This is a genomic window from Campylobacterota bacterium, assembly GCA_040752835.1.
Taxonomy (GTDB): domain Bacteria; phylum Campylobacterota; class Campylobacteria; order Campylobacterales; family Sulfurimonadaceae; genus Sulfuricurvum.
This window is the reverse complement of the sequence record JBFMGG010000004.1, coordinates 132,207-151,695: the sequence shown is the minus strand read 5'-3', so window position 1 is coordinate 151,695 and position 19,489 is coordinate 132,207. Positions and strand designations below refer to the sequence as shown.

16 protein-coding genes are annotated in these 19,489 nt (G+C 44.6%); 7 read left to right on the top strand and 9 right to left on the bottom strand.

The genetic code is table 11. The annotated features are described in order from the left end of the window. The 4 genes from AB1763_02590 to rlmN are packed head-to-tail and all read left to right on the top strand — an operon-like array spanning position 1 to position 4,444. Complete coding sequence (locus AB1763_02590) at positions 1-1,620, top strand: DUF4357 domain-containing protein (GenBank protein ID MEW5831707.1); 1,620 nt, start codon at positions 1-3, stop codon at positions 1,618-1,620. Further along, a complete protein-coding gene (locus AB1763_02585) occupies positions 1,617-2,861 on the top strand; it encodes an McrC family protein (protein MEW5831706.1) in 1,245 nt (414 codons plus the stop codon). Before AB1763_02590 ends, AB1763_02585 begins: the two co-directional genes overlap by 4 nt. Then, entirely contained in the window at positions 2,839-3,375 is a 537-nt protein-coding gene (locus tag AB1763_02580) for a purine-nucleoside phosphorylase (protein MEW5831705.1), read from the top strand. The genes AB1763_02585 and AB1763_02580 overlap by 23 nt, the downstream gene beginning before the upstream one ends. Next, positions 3,368-4,444: a 23S rRNA (adenine(2503)-C(2))-methyltransferase RlmN gene (gene rlmN, locus AB1763_02575; protein MEW5831704.1), complete on the top strand. Its 1,077-nt coding sequence runs from the start codon at positions 3,368-3,370 to the stop codon at positions 4,442-4,444. Before AB1763_02580 ends, rlmN begins: the two co-directional genes overlap by 8 nt. Before the next feature lie 92 nt (positions 4,445-4,536). Here the strand turns inward: rlmN and AB1763_02570 are convergent, their stop codons facing one another. Next, a complete protein-coding gene (locus AB1763_02570) occupies positions 4,537-5,232 on the bottom strand; it encodes an outer membrane protein OmpK (protein ID MEW5831703.1) in 696 nt (231 codons plus the stop codon). Further along, positions 5,210-6,052 carry a M23 family metallopeptidase gene (locus AB1763_02565; protein MEW5831702.1) on the bottom strand — a complete coding sequence of 281 codons (843 nt, stop codon included), beginning with the start codon at positions 6,050-6,052 and terminating at the stop codon, positions 5,210-5,212. The genes AB1763_02570 and AB1763_02565 overlap by 23 nt, the downstream gene beginning before the upstream one ends. Positions 6,053-6,206: 154 nt before the next feature. Between AB1763_02565 and AB1763_02560 the strand changes: the two genes are divergently transcribed. Both AB1763_02560 and AB1763_02555 read left to right on the top strand, forming a co-directional pair. Beyond that, positions 6,207-7,109 (top strand): hypothetical protein, encoded by a 903-nt coding sequence (locus tag AB1763_02560; protein ID MEW5831701.1) that lies wholly within the window; start codon positions 6,207-6,209, stop codon positions 7,107-7,109. Continuing rightward, the gene (locus AB1763_02555; GenBank protein MEW5831700.1) at positions 7,106-9,562 is read left to right on the top strand and encodes a GGDEF domain-containing protein; all 2,457 of its coding nucleotides are present in this window, start codon (positions 7,106-7,108) and stop codon (positions 9,560-9,562) included. Before AB1763_02560 ends, AB1763_02555 begins: the two co-directional genes overlap by 4 nt. Here AB1763_02555 and AB1763_02550 read toward each other — a convergent pair. Next, a complete protein-coding gene (locus AB1763_02550) occupies positions 9,529-12,090 on the bottom strand; it encodes a cation-transporting P-type ATPase (protein ID MEW5831699.1) in 2,562 nt (853 codons plus the stop codon). The genes AB1763_02555 and AB1763_02550 overlap by 34 nt on opposite strands. 406 nt (positions 12,091-12,496) lie before the next feature. On the opposite strand from AB1763_02550, the gene AB1763_02545 reads away from it, so the two are divergent. Then, positions 12,497-13,642, top strand: coding sequence for a site-specific integrase (locus tag AB1763_02545; GenBank protein MEW5831698.1), 1,146 nt, complete (start codon positions 12,497-12,499; stop codon positions 13,640-13,642). Between the two features lie 14 nt (positions 13,643-13,656). Here AB1763_02545 and AB1763_02540 read toward each other — a convergent pair whose 3' ends face one another. The 6 genes from AB1763_02540 to AB1763_02515 form a co-directional block, all read right to left on the bottom strand. Then, positions 13,657-14,382: a hypothetical protein gene (locus AB1763_02540; GenBank protein MEW5831697.1), complete on the bottom strand. Its 726-nt coding sequence runs from the start codon at positions 14,380-14,382 to the stop codon at positions 13,657-13,659. Then, positions 14,367-15,398 (bottom strand): helix-turn-helix domain-containing protein, encoded by a 1,032-nt coding sequence (locus AB1763_02535; GenBank protein ID MEW5831696.1) that lies wholly within the window; start codon positions 15,396-15,398, stop codon positions 14,367-14,369. The genes AB1763_02540 and AB1763_02535 overlap by 16 nt, the downstream gene beginning before the upstream one ends. A gap of 729 nt (positions 15,399-16,127) precedes the next feature. Then, on the bottom strand, positions 16,128-16,793 hold the full coding sequence (locus AB1763_02530) for a hypothetical protein (GenBank protein ID MEW5831695.1): 666 nt from the start codon (positions 16,791-16,793) through the stop codon (positions 16,128-16,130). Positions 16,794-16,802: 9 nt separating this feature from the next. Continuing rightward, a complete protein-coding gene (locus AB1763_02525; GenBank protein ID MEW5831694.1) occupies positions 16,803-18,353 on the bottom strand; it encodes a type IV secretory system conjugative DNA transfer family protein in 1,551 nt (516 codons plus the stop codon). Beyond that, on the bottom strand, positions 18,341-19,027 hold the full coding sequence (locus AB1763_02520; GenBank protein ID MEW5831693.1) for a hypothetical protein: 687 nt from the start codon (positions 19,025-19,027) through the stop codon (positions 18,341-18,343). Before AB1763_02520 ends, AB1763_02525 begins: the two co-directional genes overlap by 13 nt. After that, positions 19,024-19,287 (bottom strand): hypothetical protein, encoded by a 264-nt coding sequence (locus AB1763_02515; protein MEW5831692.1) that lies wholly within the window; start codon positions 19,285-19,287, stop codon positions 19,024-19,026. The genes AB1763_02520 and AB1763_02515 overlap by 4 nt, the downstream gene beginning before the upstream one ends. Between the last annotated feature and the right edge of the window lie 202 nt (positions 19,288-19,489).

The window sequence follows — 19,489 nt, the reverse complement described above, 5'->3', positions numbered from 1 at the left end:
ATGACAAATGATAAAAAATTTGATTTGATATGCTCATGTTTAGATCATGCTATAAAAGAAAATGATGATAAATTACCTCTCGAAACACAAAGAGGGACTAAGATCAATTTAGTCAAACGTGAAAATGGAAATTATAAAATTGTATTCAATACTGAAAAAAAAACATATGAAGCTATAACAAAAGATAATTTATATAAGTTTTTATTTGAAGGTTGGAGAGGTAATGAAACTTTAGGAAGAGAAGACGGTAGGATAACTTTATTTGAAACGATCCATCAATATATTCAAAGTCATTGCGACATTACTATTGAATTGAAGAAGCAGCCTTTATTAAAACTAACTCCTCTTAACCAAATTCTCTATGGACCTCCCGGCACAGGAAAAACCTATAACACAATCACAAAAGCGTTAGCGATTATCGACGGGACAGTTTCAACGGATCGGAAAGAAGCAAAAGCAAAATTCGAAGAGTACCGAAAATCAGGGCAGATAGAATTTATAACTTTTCACCAAAGCTACGGGTATGAAGAGTTTGTCGAAGGGATCAGAGCGATTCCCGTTGGCGAAGAAGGAAATGAAGACGGTAATGAAATGATTTATGCCGTCAAAGACGGTATTTTCAAAAAAATGTCCAAAAAATCATTGGAGAATTACACAAAGAAAAGCAATCCCGTTTTGAATAAAAAGAAATTTGCTTTGCATGCAAAAACGTTAAATATTCAAGCTGAAATGATCGAGGATGATGCTAATACATACAGAGTATTGAAAGGCTCGAAAATCAGAAAAGGACAGGCTCCGTCTTTCGATAACTACAATTACATCGAGTTAAAAAACAAGGTTCTAAAACAAGCAAAATTAAGAGAGGAAACCGAGTTTTACATTTTGGAAGAAGATTACGTTTTCCAAAGCATGAGCGCGGCATCTTCCGTTATTCTTGGAAGACAGTCAAACGGCTATAACGATTGGAAAGAGATCGCCAGTGAAAATAATTTGTTTGGAAAAATCGATTCTGATCAAGAAAAGCGAAACTACATTCTCATCATCGACGAAATCAATCGCGGTAATATTTCCAAAATCTTCGGAGAACTTATCACTCTGATCGAACCGAGCAAACGGATCGGTGCGGATGAAGCAATCAGACTTAGACTCCCTTATAGTAACGAAGAATTCGGCGTTCCCCAAAACCTCTATATTATTGGGACGATGAACACGGCTGACCGCAGTATCGCTCTCATGGATACGGCATTGCGCCGTCGGTTTCATTTCGAAGAGATGATGCCCGATTTGGAAGCATTGAACGATAAAACACCCGAGGGGATTGACCTCAAAAAAATCCTCACCAAAATCAATCAGCGTATCGAATACCTCTATGATCGGGATCACACGATCGGGCATGCATATTTTATCGATGTTCGGAGCAAAGAAGATTTAGACGATGTGATGCGTAACAAAATTTTTCCCCTGTTGCAGGAATATTTTTATGACGATTGGGAAAAAATCCGCATGGTGTTGGGTGATGGTTTTATCGATAAAATCGAAGTAAAATCAGATATTTTCGATGATGAAAAATTTATCTATTCGATCAAAAAGAGTTTTGATTACACAAAACTGCAATCATGATTATTAAAGAGTATGAATTTTTACAGTGTAAAGATGCTCAAAAGCCTCACTACATAACGCCTCATAATTTTGAAGCGATTGAAAAATTTGTACTCGAAAACGAGCCAACCGCCGAATATCTCAAACTCACCACTAAAAAAGGGTTTGGAAAAGTTTTGCAGGCTCAAAATTTCGTCGGAGTGATCCAAACCAAAGACGGCACAACCATCGAAATCCTCCCAAAAATTTTTCAAAACGATGACCCTAAACAAGCAAAAGAAATTTTGTTTAAAATGCTTCGGACGCTCAAAAACTCCCCTTTCCGAAGTTTTAATTCGGCTCATTTACAGAGTGCTAAAATGCCCTTGTTTGAGATATTTATTACGATGTTTTTGGATGAGCTTGCCAAACTCATTCAGCGCGGGATTAAGAGCGACTACATAGGCCGTGAAGAGAATCTCCCTTTTCTCAAAGGTAAGCTCAAAATGGGAGAGCATGTCAAACAAAATTTTATTCACAAAGAGCGGTTTTTTGTCGAATACGAAGAGTTCAGCAGTGATCGAGTTGAAAACCGATTGATCAAAACGACATTGCAATATCTCTACAAGCGGTCTTCTTCTAACCGTAATCAGCAACGGATTCGAGAATTTTTGTTTGTGTTCGATGCTATTACACCGTCTGTGGATTTTAAAACCGATTTTTCGAAAATCAAGCCCAATCGGCAGATGAGAGATTATGAGCAAGTTTTGATTTGGTGCAGAACATTTTTGGACAATAACAGCTTTAGTCCTTACAGAGGAAATGATCTTTCATTTGCCCTTTTGTTCGATATGAATTTATTGTTTGAAAGCTATGTTGCGGCGTATTTACGCAGGCAGTTTGATCGGATTACTACTCAAGATAAAACCCATCATTTGGCGTATGAAAATGGCTCGGGGAAATTCAGACTTAAACCCGACATTGTCATTCATCATCAAGATCAGATGATTATCGCCGATACCAAATGGAAAATTTTGGATGAAGAAAAAACGAACAACGGCGTAAATCAAAGCGATATGTATCAGCTCTACGCATACGGTACAAAATACGAGCAATGTAAAGACATGTATCTGATTTACCCAAAAAGCAACGAAATGCAAGGAAACCATTTTCACTATTTCAAAGAGTCAACTTGCGAATCAAATCAAGGTCTAAATCTAAAAGTAGTATTCTTCGATTTACTAAATGATAAGGTTTGCGATGATTCTCTGTGCCGGCAATAACGAGACGTTTGATTTCGCGACCCCGATCGGGGTGGGACTGGTGGACAGTGCCATGAGCCTGACCCGTCTGTGTCTGCTCCACAAACCCGAGTTTCTCCTTTTCGTCGGGAGTGCCGGGAGTTACGGCGAGTATAAAATCCACGAGATCGTCGAATCCAAAACGGCGGCGAACATCGAGCTGGGGTTTTTGGATCAGAACGCTTACACACCGATTGATAACGTGGTTTCGGCACAAACGGAGGATACCAAGGATGTGGTCGTCAACGGCTCCAACTACATCACGACGAGCGAGCGTGCGATGGAGAAGTTTCGTGCGTTGGGGCTGGGGATTGAGAATATGGAGTTTTTCAGCGTGATGCGGGTTGCGCAGATTTTCGGCATCCCCGCCGGCGGGGTGTTTTGCATCACCAATTATTGCGATGCGAATGCCCACCGCGATTTCATCGCCAATCACGGGTTTGCAAAAGTGCTGCTCAAAGAGCATTTAAAAGAAAAGGGGCTGATCCGTGGATAAAAAGTGCATCCTCGATTATACGAAAGCCGAATTGGCTCAGATGCTCAGGCCTTCCTTCCGCGCCAAACAGATATGGGGATGGATCTACCATCAGTACGCAACAAGCTTTGACGCGATGCAGAACCTTCCCAAAGCGATGCGTGAAGAGCTTGCGCAAGAGTACGACATACTGCCGCTCAGAATCGTCCGCAAGGAGTGTTCCAGTGACGGGACGATCAAGTACCTTTTCGAATTGCGCGACGGCAAAACCGTCGAGACGGTGTGGCTGAAGATGAAGGACGAAAGCATCGACGAGGAGGGGAACGTCGAGCACGAAGCCCGCTACACCGTCTGTGTCTCGACGCAGGTGGGATGCAAGGTGGGATGTTCGTTCTGCCTGACCGCCAAGGGGGGATTTACCCGCGACCTTAGCGCAGGCGAAATCGTCGCGCAGGTGCTATCGGTGAAGATGGACAACAACCTCGCGGCCCACCGCCGTCTGAACATTGTCTACATGGGGATGGGAGAGCCGCTCGATAATCTCGACAACCTGGCCCGTGCGATCCAGATTCTCAAAGACGAGGAAGGTTTGAGCATTTCGGGCAAGCGGCAGACGGTCTCCACCAGCGGTCTGAGTACCAAGATCGACAGACTCGGGGAGATGGATCTGGGGGTCCATATCGCCATCAGCCTTCACGCCGTCGATGACGAGCTGCGCACCGAACTCATCCCGATGAACAAAGCCTACAACATCGCATCGATTATCGACGCGGTGAAGCGCTTTCCCATTGACACCCGCAAACGGGTGATGTTCGAGTACCTCGTCATCAAGGGTAAAAACGACGACTTGGGATCGGCGAAAAAGCTCGTCAAACTGCTGCACGGGATCAAGGCGAAGGTGAACCTGATCTATTTCAACCCCTATCCGGGAAGCGACTATCAGCGTCCTTCTCGTGCGGACATGGTCGCGTTTCAGGAGTACCTGATCAAGCACGGCGTCCTCTGTACGATCCGCGATTCCAAAGGGCTCGATATCAGCGCCGCGTGCGGTCAACTTAAAGAAAAAGATTTGAAGGAGGCGGAACAATGAGCGCGATGGACTGGTTTCAGGTCGGATTTTTGGTGATCGTGGTGGGGATCGGGCTGGGCGGCTTTATCTGGGCCGTAATGAAAAAAGATTGATTACCAGCTGTACTTGATCATCGCCTGGAAGACGTCGTTGTCGGTGTCGGAGCCGTTTTCGCGATAATAATGCCATTCGGTCCCGATACGGAGCTGTCCCTCCCGGATCCCCAGAAAGGGGGAGAGGTTGAACAGCAGTTGGTTCTGCGTCAGAAAATCGGCTCCCGTCCAGTCAAAGTACCCCTCGAAAAGCCACGCTTCGCTCAGCGCCGCGGAATAGTTCCCCGAGAGCTGATAGGTATCGCTCATTTGCGAGCGCGCTTTGCGGTAGCCGTTGAGGCTGAACACGTCGAATCCAGGAATGTTCAGATCGCATCCCACCCCGTATAGATCGGCCCGGTAGCCGTCTGCGCGATTGTGCTGATAGGCTGCATACCACTCTTTGAATACCCCGGACGATACGGGAAGATCGGCGATTTTATTGAAGCTGATACGGGGTGAAAATTCTCCGTAGAGGTCGTTTTTCTTTCCGCTGAACCGCAACCCTTTGGGGGTATAGACGTAATCGACGAACGCAAACACATCCCCGTACCCGAACGTACGGTAATGCTCGGCGGTTAAGGTATGTTTCGCCCCCTCAACCGTATCCAGAAACGTCGGTCCTTCGAAACTGCCATAGAGGTACTGAAGATTGGTGGTCGAGAATCCGTGGAGGGCCGAAGCCAGCAGCAGGCTAGCGAGAAGCGACGGTCGCATCGGGCGCCTTTTCGAACAATCCGTTGATTTGTGCGATCAGATGGAGCGGATCGGTTTGGCGGGAGTGGACCGTCATGCCAAAATGCAGATGCGGTCCCGTAATCCGTCCGGTTGCCCCCGTAAGACCGATCACGTCTCCCCTCCTCACGTATTGTCCGACCTTGACGCCATAGCGGCTGAGGTGAAAATAACAGCTGTAAATCCCTTCGCCGTGATCGATAATAACCGTGTCTCCGGCGTAATAGCGCTCTTTGGCGAGGACGACGATTCCGTCATTGGCGGCCAAGATCGGTTGGGGCGTGCGTGCGCGAAAATCGACTCCCCCGTGATAGCTTTTGAGGGTTCCGTTGTAGGTGCGTTTGGCTCCGTATACGCTGGTAATGTTCGAATCCATCGGGCGGACGAACGGTTTGTCCCAGTAACGTATCGGGGTGAATGTTGCGTAAATCGCTTCGGCTTCGGCTTTTTCTTGTTCGATCCTCTCCATCGCCTCGGGCGGGGGAGTCACTTTGGCGGGATCGACGCTGAGGGTTTCCGAAGGATACGCACCGTCGCGAACGCTCAATCCCATCGGGATGTTTTTCCCCGGGGCGTTCCAGGTGATGTTGTAGTCGCCGGCGGAGGTGTAATAGTCGACCGGAACGATGACGATCCCCCTGGTGCGATCGAGGGGATGTGCCACGACGCTGAGGTTCGCATCGGCAAACGATACTTTGCCGGCGGGAAGCGGCAGGACGACCAAAGCGCTTTTGCCGTTAAACGTTTCGCTTCCCCATCCCGGAAAAGAGACTACCAACAACAGAATAAACAGGTACTTCACAAGCGACTCCCCCGAAAAATCAGCGTAATTGTAGCATTTACCGCCCGGAGGCGGGTAGTACCCGGAGCAATCTCCCGCAGATGCGGTGAACGATCGGGCAAATTTATGTTACCATATGAGACCAAGGCATCAAAATTCATTTGAGAGCATCCTGATGAAAAAAGCATATGTTGTTGTTATCGCTCTTGTTATGCTCATTTCGATGGTCGCCGTTTCATTGTACTATTATCTCAACCGCCCCTCAATTACTTCCGAAATCCGGATTTCGACCAACCCGTGGGTAGGCTTTACCCCGCTGATCTACGCGCAGGAAAAAGGGTGGCTTGACGATTCTCCGTTCAAATTCATCTGGCTGGTTGACCTGACCGACAACGCGCGTCTTTATCATCGCGGGTTTACCCGGGGGTTTACGGCGACGCAGTACGAGCTGATGCACTTTAAAGATCAGCATACGATCAAGCCCGTTTTTTTGATCGATCACTCCTACGGGGCCGATGCCATCCTTTCAAACCGTTCGCTGGAGGAACTTCGTTCATCGAAACAGCCGGTGAAGGTTTTTCTTGAAAGGGGATCGCTGAATGAAGATTTTTTCAATGCGTTTGTACGGGAAAACGGGCTGGAACCCGAATTATTCAGTCAGATCGATTCGTCCCAGAAAAACATCTCCGCGATGCCGATGATGTCGGAAGCGGTAATCCTCGTCTCGTATTCGCCTTATCTTTCGGAACTTCGGAAAAAGGGGTATCGCACGCTTGCATCGACGCAGACGTTGAAAAACTTTTACGTTATCGACGCCCTTTTTGTGGATGAAAAAGTGATTGAGGGGAACGAAGAGGAGTTCGTCCGCCTCAAAGAGATCATGGGATTGGCGATCAAACGGTTCAAGCAAGACCCCAAAGAGTATTATTCGGTCGTCAAAGGGTATCTGGAAGGGCAGACCTACGACGAGTTCATTGAAAGTACCGAAGGGATCGAATGGGTCCACGATACGGTTCCCCCGACGATTGTCGAATACCTTCATTCGCAAAACATTAAAACCGACAGGCTGCTGCCGTGAAGATCCAGCGCTTCGTCCTGATCAACATCGCCGTCGCGTTTCTCGCCATTTCGGTCGTGTCGGCCGGATTTTACTACGTCGAGAGGATGATTACGCTGCGTTATGTGGCGACGGCGTTGAATCAAAGCATTTTCAATCTCGAAGAAGACCTGAGCAAAGCGCTGCAAAACAACCGGCCCGATTCCATCCAGGCGCTGCTAGACCAGTCGGCCGCGATCGACGACGCGGTAGCGGTCTTTTCCCTGTCGCGGGACGGGAAAACGATCGGCGCGTCTTCGTCCCGTACCCTTGCGGGAAAAATGATCGCAGAAGGGTATCTTCCGGTCTCCCAGATCCAGCAGGGGATACGCGACCACCATCTGCGGTATGCGGCGGAAATCGCCTATTTTCCGGAGTCGCGGCAGGAACGGGCATTATTGCTGATCGAGTTGAACGAGGAGTTCATTTACAGCCGCCTCAACCAGATCGCGCTGTTTTACGGTCTCACCCTTTTCCTGGTCTTTGCGGTCGTGGCGCTGAGCCTTTATGGCGTTGTCCGCCGCTGGATGATCCGACCCCTGGAGGAGATCGCCTATCGTGCCCAAAAACAGGAGACGGGGCATCGGGACCATCTGATCGAAGAATTGTCGTTGCTAGATGCGACGCTGGGCGAATCGTTCCGTTCGATGAAAATCCAGCAGGATCATCTGAGAGAAGCGCTTGACGAAACCCGTTATCTCGACGGAATACTGCGTACCGTAGCCGATATCAATCAGTATCTTTTAACCGCCCGGAATGTCGGCGAACTGCTGCATCATTCCTGCAACCGTCTCGCACAGCATCCCGGGTACGAGCTCTGCCATATCGCGTTGCGGGCTAACAGCGCCCTGGTCGTCGAGGCTTTTTCGAACGATACTACGGGGTACCTGTACGGCGGGATGAAAATCGATCTCGATCAGGAACACCTTGACGAAAGAGACCCTTCGGTAGTTGCTTACACCGAAAACGAAACAATCATCATCGACCATCTCGAGCACAATACGTCGCTGGGTGCATGGCGCTACATCGCCGAAAAGGGGCAGTTCGGTTCGGTTATCGCCATTCCCCTGGTCGAAACGATCGATGCACTGCCGATCGGGGTGATGACGATCTATGCCAAAAACTCCCACGGATTCGAAGCCAAAGAGATTGCAATGCTCGAAGAACTCGCAGGGGACATCGGATTTGCCGTCGGTTCGTTCACCCAACGCACACGGCTGCAGTATCATCTCACAACCGATGCCGTAACCGATCTTCCGAACCGTTTTTCGCTGGTCGAAGCGCTGGAACGCAAAGGAATCTCGGCCCTGGCGATCATCAACATCGACCGTTTCAGCGATATCAACGATGTCTACGGGATTACGATCGGGGATGCGATTCTCTCGGGGTATGCCCACTGGCTCAAGCGGATGATCGCGGCCGAACCCCATATTTCGCTGTACAAGATGGGGAGTGATGAATACGCGCTGGTGTACGAAGAGTGCAGTGACATGAGTTACTGCATCGCGTTTTTGGACCGCCTGATCGCGATGACGCAAAAAGAGTCTTTCGTGATCGAGGGGATCGAAATCGTCCTCACCATCACCGTCGGGATTGCGCCCACTTCGGAACGGGTCCTTGAACACGCCACCGCCGCGCTCAAAGAGGCCAAGCGTAAACGGCGTAGCCTGGAGGTTTTTTCGTACGAAGTGAAGCAGGAACAGGGGAAAAATATCGCCTGGTACAAACGGATCAAAGAGGCGGTCGAAGAATCCCGCATCGTCCCTTTCTTTCAGCCGATCGTCGATAACGTGACGGGCCGGATCGTCAAATACGAGGCGCTGATCCGTCTGATCGATCCCGAGGGAAAGGTGATCTCCCCCTACCTGTTTCTTGAAATCGCCAAAAAAACGAAAATCTATCCCGAATTGACCAAAATCATGATCGATAAAGTGATCGCGCGCTTCAAAGGGAGCGAGTTGCCGGTGAGTCTGAACCTCTCGACGCAGGATCTGACGAACCCCGACCTGGCCGATTATCTCGAATCGACCATATTGCGTGAAGGGATGGGGCGGCTGATCATTTTCGAAATTCTCGAAAGCGAAGGGTTTGAAAATTACGATGCGGTGTCGGCGTTCGTCGACCGCTTCAAATCGATCGGATGCCGGTTTGCGATTGATGATTTCGGATCGGGCTATTCGAATTTCGACCACCTTCTCAAGCTCAACGTCGATACGATCAAAATCGACGGGACGCTGATCAAAAACCTTCCGCACGACCGGAACGCGCAGATTTTCGTCAAGCATATCGCCGAATTCGCCCACGAGATGGGGATCAGCACCGTCGCCGAATTCGTATCGAGCGAAGAGATCTACGAACGGGTCAAAGCCAGCGGCGTCGATGCGTCGCAGGGGTATTATTTTTACGAGCCTTCCGCCGATTTGGTCGAGCCGTGATTTTTTTTCTTTAACCGGGCATTGACGTAGTATTCTCCCCACTTGTACCCCTCTTCGAGAATGAAAATTCCCAAAGAGGCCACGAGAACGTAGAGCAATATTTCGGCGGTGGGGGGAATGACGTGGAACCATTCGGGGATGGCGTACAGCGCAATCGCCTGAAGCGCGATTCCCCCGCTGATCCCGAACCACAGCCAGGGGTTGATCGTCAGGGTGCGTCTGATGTTTTTCAACAACGGTTCCCCCTCTTTTTGCGCAAAAACGGCGTTGATCCATTGAGCGACGACCACCGTGCAGAATGTGGCGGTCAGGGCCGTTTCGTAGGGATGATCGCTGGAGAGTAGATAAAAAAAGAGGACGAGCGACATCAGCGCGGTCGAAAAGGCAAACCATACCAGCCGCAGCAGCATCGCGTTGTCGAAAAACTGTCGGTTAACTTTGCGTACTCCCCTTTGCATGACGTTCCCCTCTTCTTTGCACATCGCGAAGGTCTTGTCATTGACCCCGTCGGTCACAATGTTGATCCACAGAATTTGGGTCGGGTGAAGCGGAAGGGGAAGCCCCATCAGGATGGCGCCGCTGATGATAAGAATTTCTCCAAGGCTCGTCGAGAGGAGATAAAAGAGCACTTTGCGCAGGTTGTCGGCAATGATTCTTCCCTGACGTACGGCATCGATAATGACTCCCAGATTGTTGTCGCCGATGACCATTTTGGAGGAGGATTTGGCCGCTTCACTGCCGTTTCCCATCGCGATCCCGAGATCGGCCGCCTTGAGCGCCGGAACGTCGTTGACTCCGTCTCCGGTGACCGCGACGATTTCCCCTTCTTGCTGAAGGACACGAACGATGCGGTATTTGTGCTCGGGCATCGCGCGGGCCACGACATCGGTATGCCGAAGTTTCTCCGCAAGCGTCTTGTCGTCGATCCGATCGAGATCGCTTCCGAGCAGAATGCGGGCTTCTCCTCTGCAGATCCCGACTTCGCGGGCGATGACTCCCGCCGTAACCGGGTTGTCGCCGGTAATCATAATCAACCCGATCCCCGCTTCGCGGGCAACGGTTATCGTTTCGTCCAGCCCCGTTTTGGGGCGGTCGGCGAATGCGACGAGTCCCGTCAGGACGAACGGTGCGGAGGAAGGGTCTTCCCAGTGATGATCGCTGAATCCGAACGCAAGGACCCTCAGCCCCCGCTCGGCCATGGCGTCATGCGCGCGGGAAAGGCGTTCAAGCTCGTGTTCGGGATTGACGGCTAAGGGGATGAGGGCTTCGTATGCCCCTTTGACGTAGAGTTTTTCATCCTTCCCGCGACGGTTGACGGTAGCCATCATGCGGGTGATGGGATCAAACGGATGAAAATAGATCCGTTCGTAACGGTTTCGGAGCATGTCATACTCCTCTGCAAGCCATTGTGCCAGGGCTACGTCGACGGCATCTCCGGTACCGTTTAGCGAATCGTTGCACAGTGCGGCACACAGCCTGAGTCCGTCGGGATCGAGGGCAATCTCTTCCCTGACGGATAAAACGCCTTCGGTAAGAGTCCCCGTTTTATCGGTTGCGATCACGGTCGCGCTCCCTAGAGATTCGACGGAAGGGAGATGGCGGACCAGTACTTTGTGGCGGCTCAGCCGGTAGGCTCCGATCGCGAGGGTCAGGGTGATGACGATCGGGAGCCCTTCGGGAACTGCGGAAACAAGCTGGGCGAGCATGAAAGTTGCCACCTCTTCGATGCTTCGCCCCTGCATCAGGGCAATAAGGGCAAGAAACGAGAGGATCAGCACAATAGCCGCGATCAGGAGTCTGGAAAAATGGCGGATTGATTTGGTGAGGGGCGAGTGGGGGGATGCTTCCTGGGCCGATTGGGCGATACGCGCTATTTGGGTCGATTCTCCCGTCGCCGCGACGATCCCGAGTGCTTTACCCCTGAGGACGGAGGTTCCCGAAAAAACGGTATTGGTCCGTTCAAACAAGGGAGTGTCCTCACCCAGCACCGTATCGGCATTTTTATCACAGGGGAGGGATTCCCCCGTCAACACCGCTTCATCCACTTGAAGAGCATGGGATTCGAAGAGCCGTATGTCCGCAGGGACGATATCCCCCTCCACCAGGAGCACGATGTCTCCGGGGACCAGTTCGCGTGAAGGAATCAGGGCATTGATGCCGCTTCGTAGAACTTTGACGTGGCTTTCGGTGAGTTTTTGCAGGGCGCGGATCGACGTTTCGGCTTTGAGTTCCTGATAAAACCCTAACAGGGCGTTGATGGTCAAAACGGCGAGGATGATGACGCCGTCTTTGTGATGTTCCATGACAAAGCTGATGAGGGCCGCAGTCAGAAGAATCCAGACAATCGGGCTTGCGAACTGGGCCAGAAAAAGGGAGATTCTGGAGCGTTCTTCCTCTTCGATTCCGTTGGGACCGAAACGGGTGAGGCGGTTTTCGGCATCCAGCGCACTCAACCCTTCGGCGGAAGTCTCCAAACGGGTTAAAAGGGTGTCGGCTGTTTCGGACCAGGGTGCGGAAGGAAGGTTCATGCTGCCGCCTTTTTCAAGGGATGGCAATTATTATAACGCAGTCGGATAAACGGTTGGGATTGTCATTGAAAAGGGGGATTGAAAGAAAAATATTGGAAGGGTGGTGCGGACGAAAGGACTTGAACCTTCACACCGTGAGGCACCAGATCCTAAGTCTGTTTTTTGGCATTTTTCATAATTTCTTAAATCTTTTCAAATCTTTTCAAAATCCCTATATTTTGGGATTATATAGCCTTCCTTGTTTTTCATTATTATGCTTTCATTTTCATCATTTTTCAAACTTTGTAGTAAAAATTGTAGTAAAAAAATCACTTCTTATTACGAAAACTTTGTTATACTTTTTCAATAAAAAAACGACGAATTATATATAAAAAGCAGTTTTGTCGTTAAATTGGAGAGTTATAAAATGGGACTGAAGCCAGTTGGTGGAAAATATGAAGGCGTTTGGATCAACGAGCTAAAGAATGGCGATATCTCCTATTACATCAATTATCGTGATGATCAAGGCAAGCCAGTTAAAGTACTTGTAGGTAAAAAAACGAAAATTTCTGATTTTACCGTAAAAGATGCTTATGCTAAATTGATCGAAATGAAGTATAAGCTTCAGCATGATGAAGAGCCAACTATCAAAGCTGGTCGAACTTCGAAACTAAAATTTGAGGCTATTTGGGAAGAGTTTTACAGTTATGCAAAGGCAAATAAAAAATCCTATCTCATGGATGAACGGAATTATAAAAAACACATCAGGCCTATTTTTGGACAAAAAAATGTCAAGGATCTAGCTTCATTAGATTTTGAGAAATTCAAGCAAGAACTGATAGAAAAGGGTTTGGAATCGCAAACAATCAAGCATCAATTAACACTCATCCGAACGATCATCAATTACGCGATCAAACATGATATACTCAAAAACTTTACCAATCCTATGAGTGCCGGCAAAGTCAAAATGCCAGAAATTGATAATAAACGACAAGGGTATTTAACGAAAGAACAGGCTAGAAAAATTTTAGAGATTTTGGAATCTACACACCCTTTGACGTATCATTTGATGGTACTACTCCTTTTTACCGGTGCACGGTTTAGTGAAATTACAGGTGCCTCATCTCAGAAAAACAAAACGGGTATCGATACTCGATTGAAATGGGCTGATGTCAATTTTGCTAACAATACGATTTTTTTCAAAAAGACAAAAAATGGCAATGAGCGCCATATCGCAATGAATGAAACCCTTCGCGAAACGATTAATGACCTTTATGAAAACAGAGTAAATGAAAATGTCATCAATAATAGTGACGGAGGGATAATTTTGAGAATGCCGGATTATTTTGCAACGGCGGTAGAAAGTGTTATTCCAGGTAATAACGCTCTGGATACTAAATATAAAATTACTGCCCACTCACTTCGTCATACCCATGCGAGTTGGCTTGCAGAAGCAGGGCTTGATATATTACAGATAAAAGAGCAATTAGGTCATAAAAATATTGATATGACAATGCGTTACGCACATTTAATTCCTAACATCAGACACAATATCACGAAAGCTTTGTTTTAGAAGAGCCGTAAATTTTACGCTTTTTTAACATATACCTTTAAAGCGTTATCAGCTAACTCTTCTCTACCTCTAATTTTTTTTACTTCCCCTAAAACCGTGGTAAGATCATTATAAATTTTCTCACTTACTTCAATTTTTTCTTCCTCGACATATTCTATTAGTCTTTTGATATCATCAAGATGTTTTTTCTGTTCTCTCAAAGCTCTTTTTGTGCCTTCTTTTCCAAGATTTACATATGCTAATGCTTTTAATGGTATTAAAACTTCAGGAGCTGCTATTGATAAATTATGATGATCTAGCTTAAACTGATCAATGAGTTCTCTGTAATCACTATTCAGAACTATTGCACTAATATAAAAATAGTATTCACTCCCCTCCAGCCGTATAAAGGTTAATTTCTCATCTTTTATTTCATCAATAGTAAATAGTTCTATTTGCTCTGGTGCGTCTTTAATGACAGGATCTTTAAATTGATATAATATCCTCGTTTCTTCTTTATATATACCACAGTGCTGATAGCTTACTGTTTTTACATATTCAACCATTCTATCTACAAAAGTACTATTTTTTTGATCATCTAGGACTATTAAATCAATATCCAAAGTGGCCCTGATTGATGTAGCACCATATCTTTTCAAATGTAAAGCAGTTGCCACACCACCAATAACTATGTAATCATCCTTGTAATCCGTAAAAAAATCTGAAAAATGGGATAATCCTTGTACTATATCGTTTGCCATCCATATAACCTTTTAATCTCTTCAAATAATTCCTCTATTGCATCTGTAAGTCTAATATCAATATCAATATCAATATCTCTAAGGCTTAAATATAGTGATATTGGATCAACACTATCTTGGTAATACATATACGAATCTTTTATCATTTTGTTGATACTTTTTGGATCATAATGCCACTTTTGTATTTCATCGTATTCATCATAATAACGAGAAGAATAATTCACTTTATCCCATTCCCTTCCTTTTGTATCATTGTAAAAAACTGCATAGCTTTGTTGACTTACGGCTAGATTATATTGACTAAGTGCGCTTTCACCAGCTATACAATATTGATGATTTTTATTTATCCTTTGAAAGTCTTCATGCTTTATAAAAACTGTTTCTTTGACAGGTGAACGCAATAGTTCTATCATCTTCTCAAAAGACATCTCTTGATTTAGTTTAAAAAATTTATTTCTTCCATCCTTTTCTACTTTTATTAAAGATAAATCTTCTAAAACTTGGATATATCTATATATTGTTGGAATACTTTGTTTAAACTCTGAATGAATTTTTTCAACACTAAAATGATCATCATATCTATGATTGTATAGGAGATAAAGCATTAAAGGTTGCATAGATATATTTATATTTTTTATATTTTTGTTTTGAACAAATTCACCTCTATCTTTTTGAATCAGCAAAAGAGGATATAGGTATATCATATTTTTAGATACGAATGATATGTGAGAATCAAGAAACTGTCTTTTAAGAGGTGAGGCTATGTTTTCACTTAGGTATAAAAGAGGCTTATTGTACCTTTCCTGTATCATATTTATCCGCTTTATTGAATCTGGCTCTTGATGTTTTGGAGTGATTAAGGCAAATTCAATAAATTCTATTTTAATTAACTCTATATCATATTCCATTCTTATTATAGGAGGCAATTTGACTTCTTGACTCGCTTGTCCAAATGATATAGACAAATCAAATTCATCTTTTACAGTATTTAAAAGTTCTTTATATTTCTTTTCCATAGCCTTATATTATCATAAAAAAATAACTTTCTCAATGGCTTCAATAAAATATGATATTAATGATAATATAAGATTTAAATCCCATACATGTGTTTTATGGCATCAAAATACAAAGCTTATATTATCATAAAATAGGCATATTATCATTGATTGTAATAATATATTGCTTTAATGATAATATTATTTATTTCTCCCGTTGATGTTCTTTTGTTAAAAATAAAAATATAAAGAAAGATAGCTCACCATACGTGAGATTCACATGATAGATAAAAATGAAAAATCATCCACTATTTTTCATTTCCTTGTGAAGATGGCGAAGAGAGCTTTTTTGAAAAAATTATCTGGGAGATGATTTTTTTAAAAGAGCGCAACGGAGACTGGGCGCGTCTTGGAGCCTAAAAATAGCGTTAGATTTTGTAAAAATCTGAGCGTAAATTTTTAGTGTCGCCAGACCCCGATGGGACAAATCATTCAGTTTAGATAGCAAGTTGCGGGGAGGCGCAAGTTGTAGATAAACTTGATGATGCTCAGGTGTTGATGAGATAAAAATGTTAACACTTGCGAGTGTGTTAATTTTTTTGTGTCAACAAACGCCGGATGGCACATCGGGGTCGGGAGTTTACTCCAGACGCGCCCATAAGGTGCAAACAACCGACCATACGAGGTTTGAGTACCGCATTACTTATTTAAAAGTCTGTTTACGAGTTGAACAGACTTTTAAATAGCATCTCAAATAGGGGCTTCAAACAAACTCACCTCCTGCGAGTGCGGTTTGATTTGCCCTGTTTGATCAATATTTTTTATCAAATCATCAATGTCGATAAAAAAGAGTTTATGCCATTTTGGCATGATGGAAGCGTATGATCTTATTTTAGTGGCACTGTCTAAAATATAGATGATCGCATCCACATTGTCTTTGCTGACATCCTTCATGATGCCAGCGTAACGAGGAGCTGATTTTTTGGTCAGCTCCACTTCGATATTGATTTTATTACCCTGTTCGTTGGTAAAAATAAAATCAGGCACATGATGAAGCTTGCTGCAATGCGTAGCAACCGTTGCCCTCTCAACTATGCCAATCCTTCCAAGGTGATAATCGGCAATTTGTTCGATGATGTTGTGATGGATTGTAGTGCGATTGAGCTTCACTGTTTTGGCAATGATCTCATGTTCAGATTCAAGTAGCATTTTTGAATCATTTGAGAGAACTATTGCTCTACGCGGTTTCATCAAACCAGTATTCCAATAGCTTATCAAGTTTTGTTTCGCAAGGCTATTGATACGATTACGGGCAACTTGCTCATTAGTGAAAAATGTTTTTGCAAGTACCTCAATATAGCTTTTGCCGTAGCGATTGATGAATTTGAATATTTCTATGTCTCTGTCGGTAATCATCCCCTCCCCCTATAAAACCAGCTCTTTAGAAGTAGTTGCGGATAGTTCAATCGTATCCACCGAAACAAGCTCAACTGCAAATGCTTTTTTGAGTTCAAATTTTGGAATTTGTACTTGTTTCGCATTGAGTTGTGTCCAGTCGAACTTTTGCCGTACAGGTATTGGTGATGTTTGAAAAATCTTCATTTCATTGAGATTCTCTTCAATCAAGATCGCCACGGTTGAGCGAGGCAACGCACGAAGACGTGTGATGTTCATGTGCTCCTCTTGCATCTGTCTGATAGTTGTTTCATGCCCCTTTTTTGTCACTTGTGAAACCAATTCCAAGCCGCTTAAAAGTTCGATGTATTTGAGCGTTTTATCATCGGATGTTTTATAATAAATCTTCGTTTGGCAGTTGTCTTTGATGGCGACACGCAAGCTCTCATCACGCATTTGTGCTTCACTTTGATATGACAAGATAAATTTAACTCCAAATCCTGCTGCCGTGGCGAGCCCAGCCGATAAAATCTGTGTCGGATAGAATGAAAGCTCATCCAGTATTACCAAGCAATTCGTTTGACTCTTCATTTTTTTAGACTGCTGAATGATATCTGTGATGACAAGTTTCAAAAACTTGAGTGCTGTTTCATCCAGCATGTCGCTTTTGATATAGAGTACTTTACCTTTTGTCAGAGCATCTGCAAGATGATATTTATCGTAGATAGTGACATTATCAAACTCGGAAATGGAAAACTGCAACGACTCCAATATCGCCATCTGTGAAGGCTTCAGATCCATTTTTATAAATAGTTCTGGATCGAAATACCGTTTTGAAAGCTTTTCGAGCTTGTCAAAATTTGGCTTGCTTTTTTCCTGTTCTTTGACAAATTCACTAGCAGCATTTAAATCAGCAATGACGTATTTTAAAAACTGCGACAAGCCAGCCAGTGAACGGTCTATTTTAATGCTTAAAAGCTTTTCGACATTGAAAAAGATGTGCATTATTTTTGAGAGTAATATGCGCTCGCTTTTTCGATAATGACTTGCCCCTAATTCGGTATCGTTTTCTATCAAATTGAGCATGATCGTCATCTTTTTGGTCGCTTCTTCGATTGTATCAGTAGGTGAAAATACGGTATAGCCAAAATCATTTGGCCAATTTAGTATTTGAAAATCAGCGGTGCGATTCTGTCGATCAAGCTCTTCAAGTATGACTTGAGGGAGAAAATCATCTTCTTTAGGGTCAATGACAATCAAACCACGATATTCACGTAATGCTTCAACGGCTTTGATCCCGATGAAAACACCCTTTCCAGAGCGAGTAGGTGCAACGATTTGGGTATGAATCGATTCATAGTTATATGTCGGTTGACCATTAAGATGATTTAATCCCAAAAAATATCGGTTTTTTTCGAGGTATTGCAGCGGATTAAAACGTTTTGGCTGACGGTACAATTCATCTTTGGCAGATTGAATAGAGGTGATGCCTCGCCCATACGCGCTTTGTTGCGCGTACACATTGTTTTGGGTAGTATTTTTTTCTCTAGCTGGAGTTTTAAAAAACATCACTTGCTCCATTTCTCATAGATTTTCAATAGCATCAACACGAGAATAGAAGCCACATTGAAGTATGCAAAAAGCTCATTTTCCAGATAAAATGGAGATGGCTTCGAGAGAATTGAGACCAATTTTTGGATCTCGTCAAAACTCATATCTTTAGCAAGATAGATACTCTTTGAAAACAATAAGCTGCTATAGCTTACCAATATCAAAATAGCCGTTAAGAGTGCGGTCATACTGGTTTCAAGCTGTTTGTAAAAGATTTTGTCCTTGATTTCGGTGATTTGCTTGCCGGTTAGTTCATGATCATTCAGTAGATACCTCAAAAATACCGGCTGGGAGAATCTTATACGAAATATGAAGACTGCAAAAATACCAAAAACAGCCCATTTCGTATAAAACGATACAAGAAATGTTAGGATCAAAATTGAGATAGAAATAGATATGAACTGCGAATCCCAGTACCGTTTATAATAGCGTATAACAGCTGCTTTGTCCGATGGATCAAGCTTCCAGTTCTTCAGATTGTTCGCTTGAGCGTTTTGATAATCTCTAGCAATGTGATCCAAAGCCTGTTCTGCTGCCATTTTATAAGTCTGTTTTTGGCGATCAGCATCAAGTTGTCGCTGACGCTGGTAATCGTTGTTGTTTTGTCCTGAATTCGAATAATTATTGAAGGGCTGATTATTCATTTTTTAACCTCCGTATTTTCTGTATTAACCAACCATGCGGCAATATCCGTGATTTTCCACATTCGCTTTTGACCAAACATAGTCCAAGGGGGAATGATTTGCTTTTGCAAAAGCATTTTTTCAGGGAGAGCGTCACTCCCACCAAATAATTTGCTTAAAGCAGAATAACTACTGCCCCATTCTGCAGCTGCTTCATTGGCATTAAGCAGCCATTTTTTATGTTTCCCGTACATCATTTCAACGAGTTCTTTTTCCGTCATAACCTTTCCTCTAATTGCAAAAAAATTAACGCATAGCTATTTGTTGAGATAAGTATAGAAAAGAAAAAATTGGAAAGGAAGGGCAAAAAAATACGGAAAATATGGGGGTATAGCTATATAAAATCATTTGAAATTATTTAGAGCTATTTGCAAATTTGACCCTAAAAATACAAATTTCAGTATGTGTTTCAATTAGAAACAC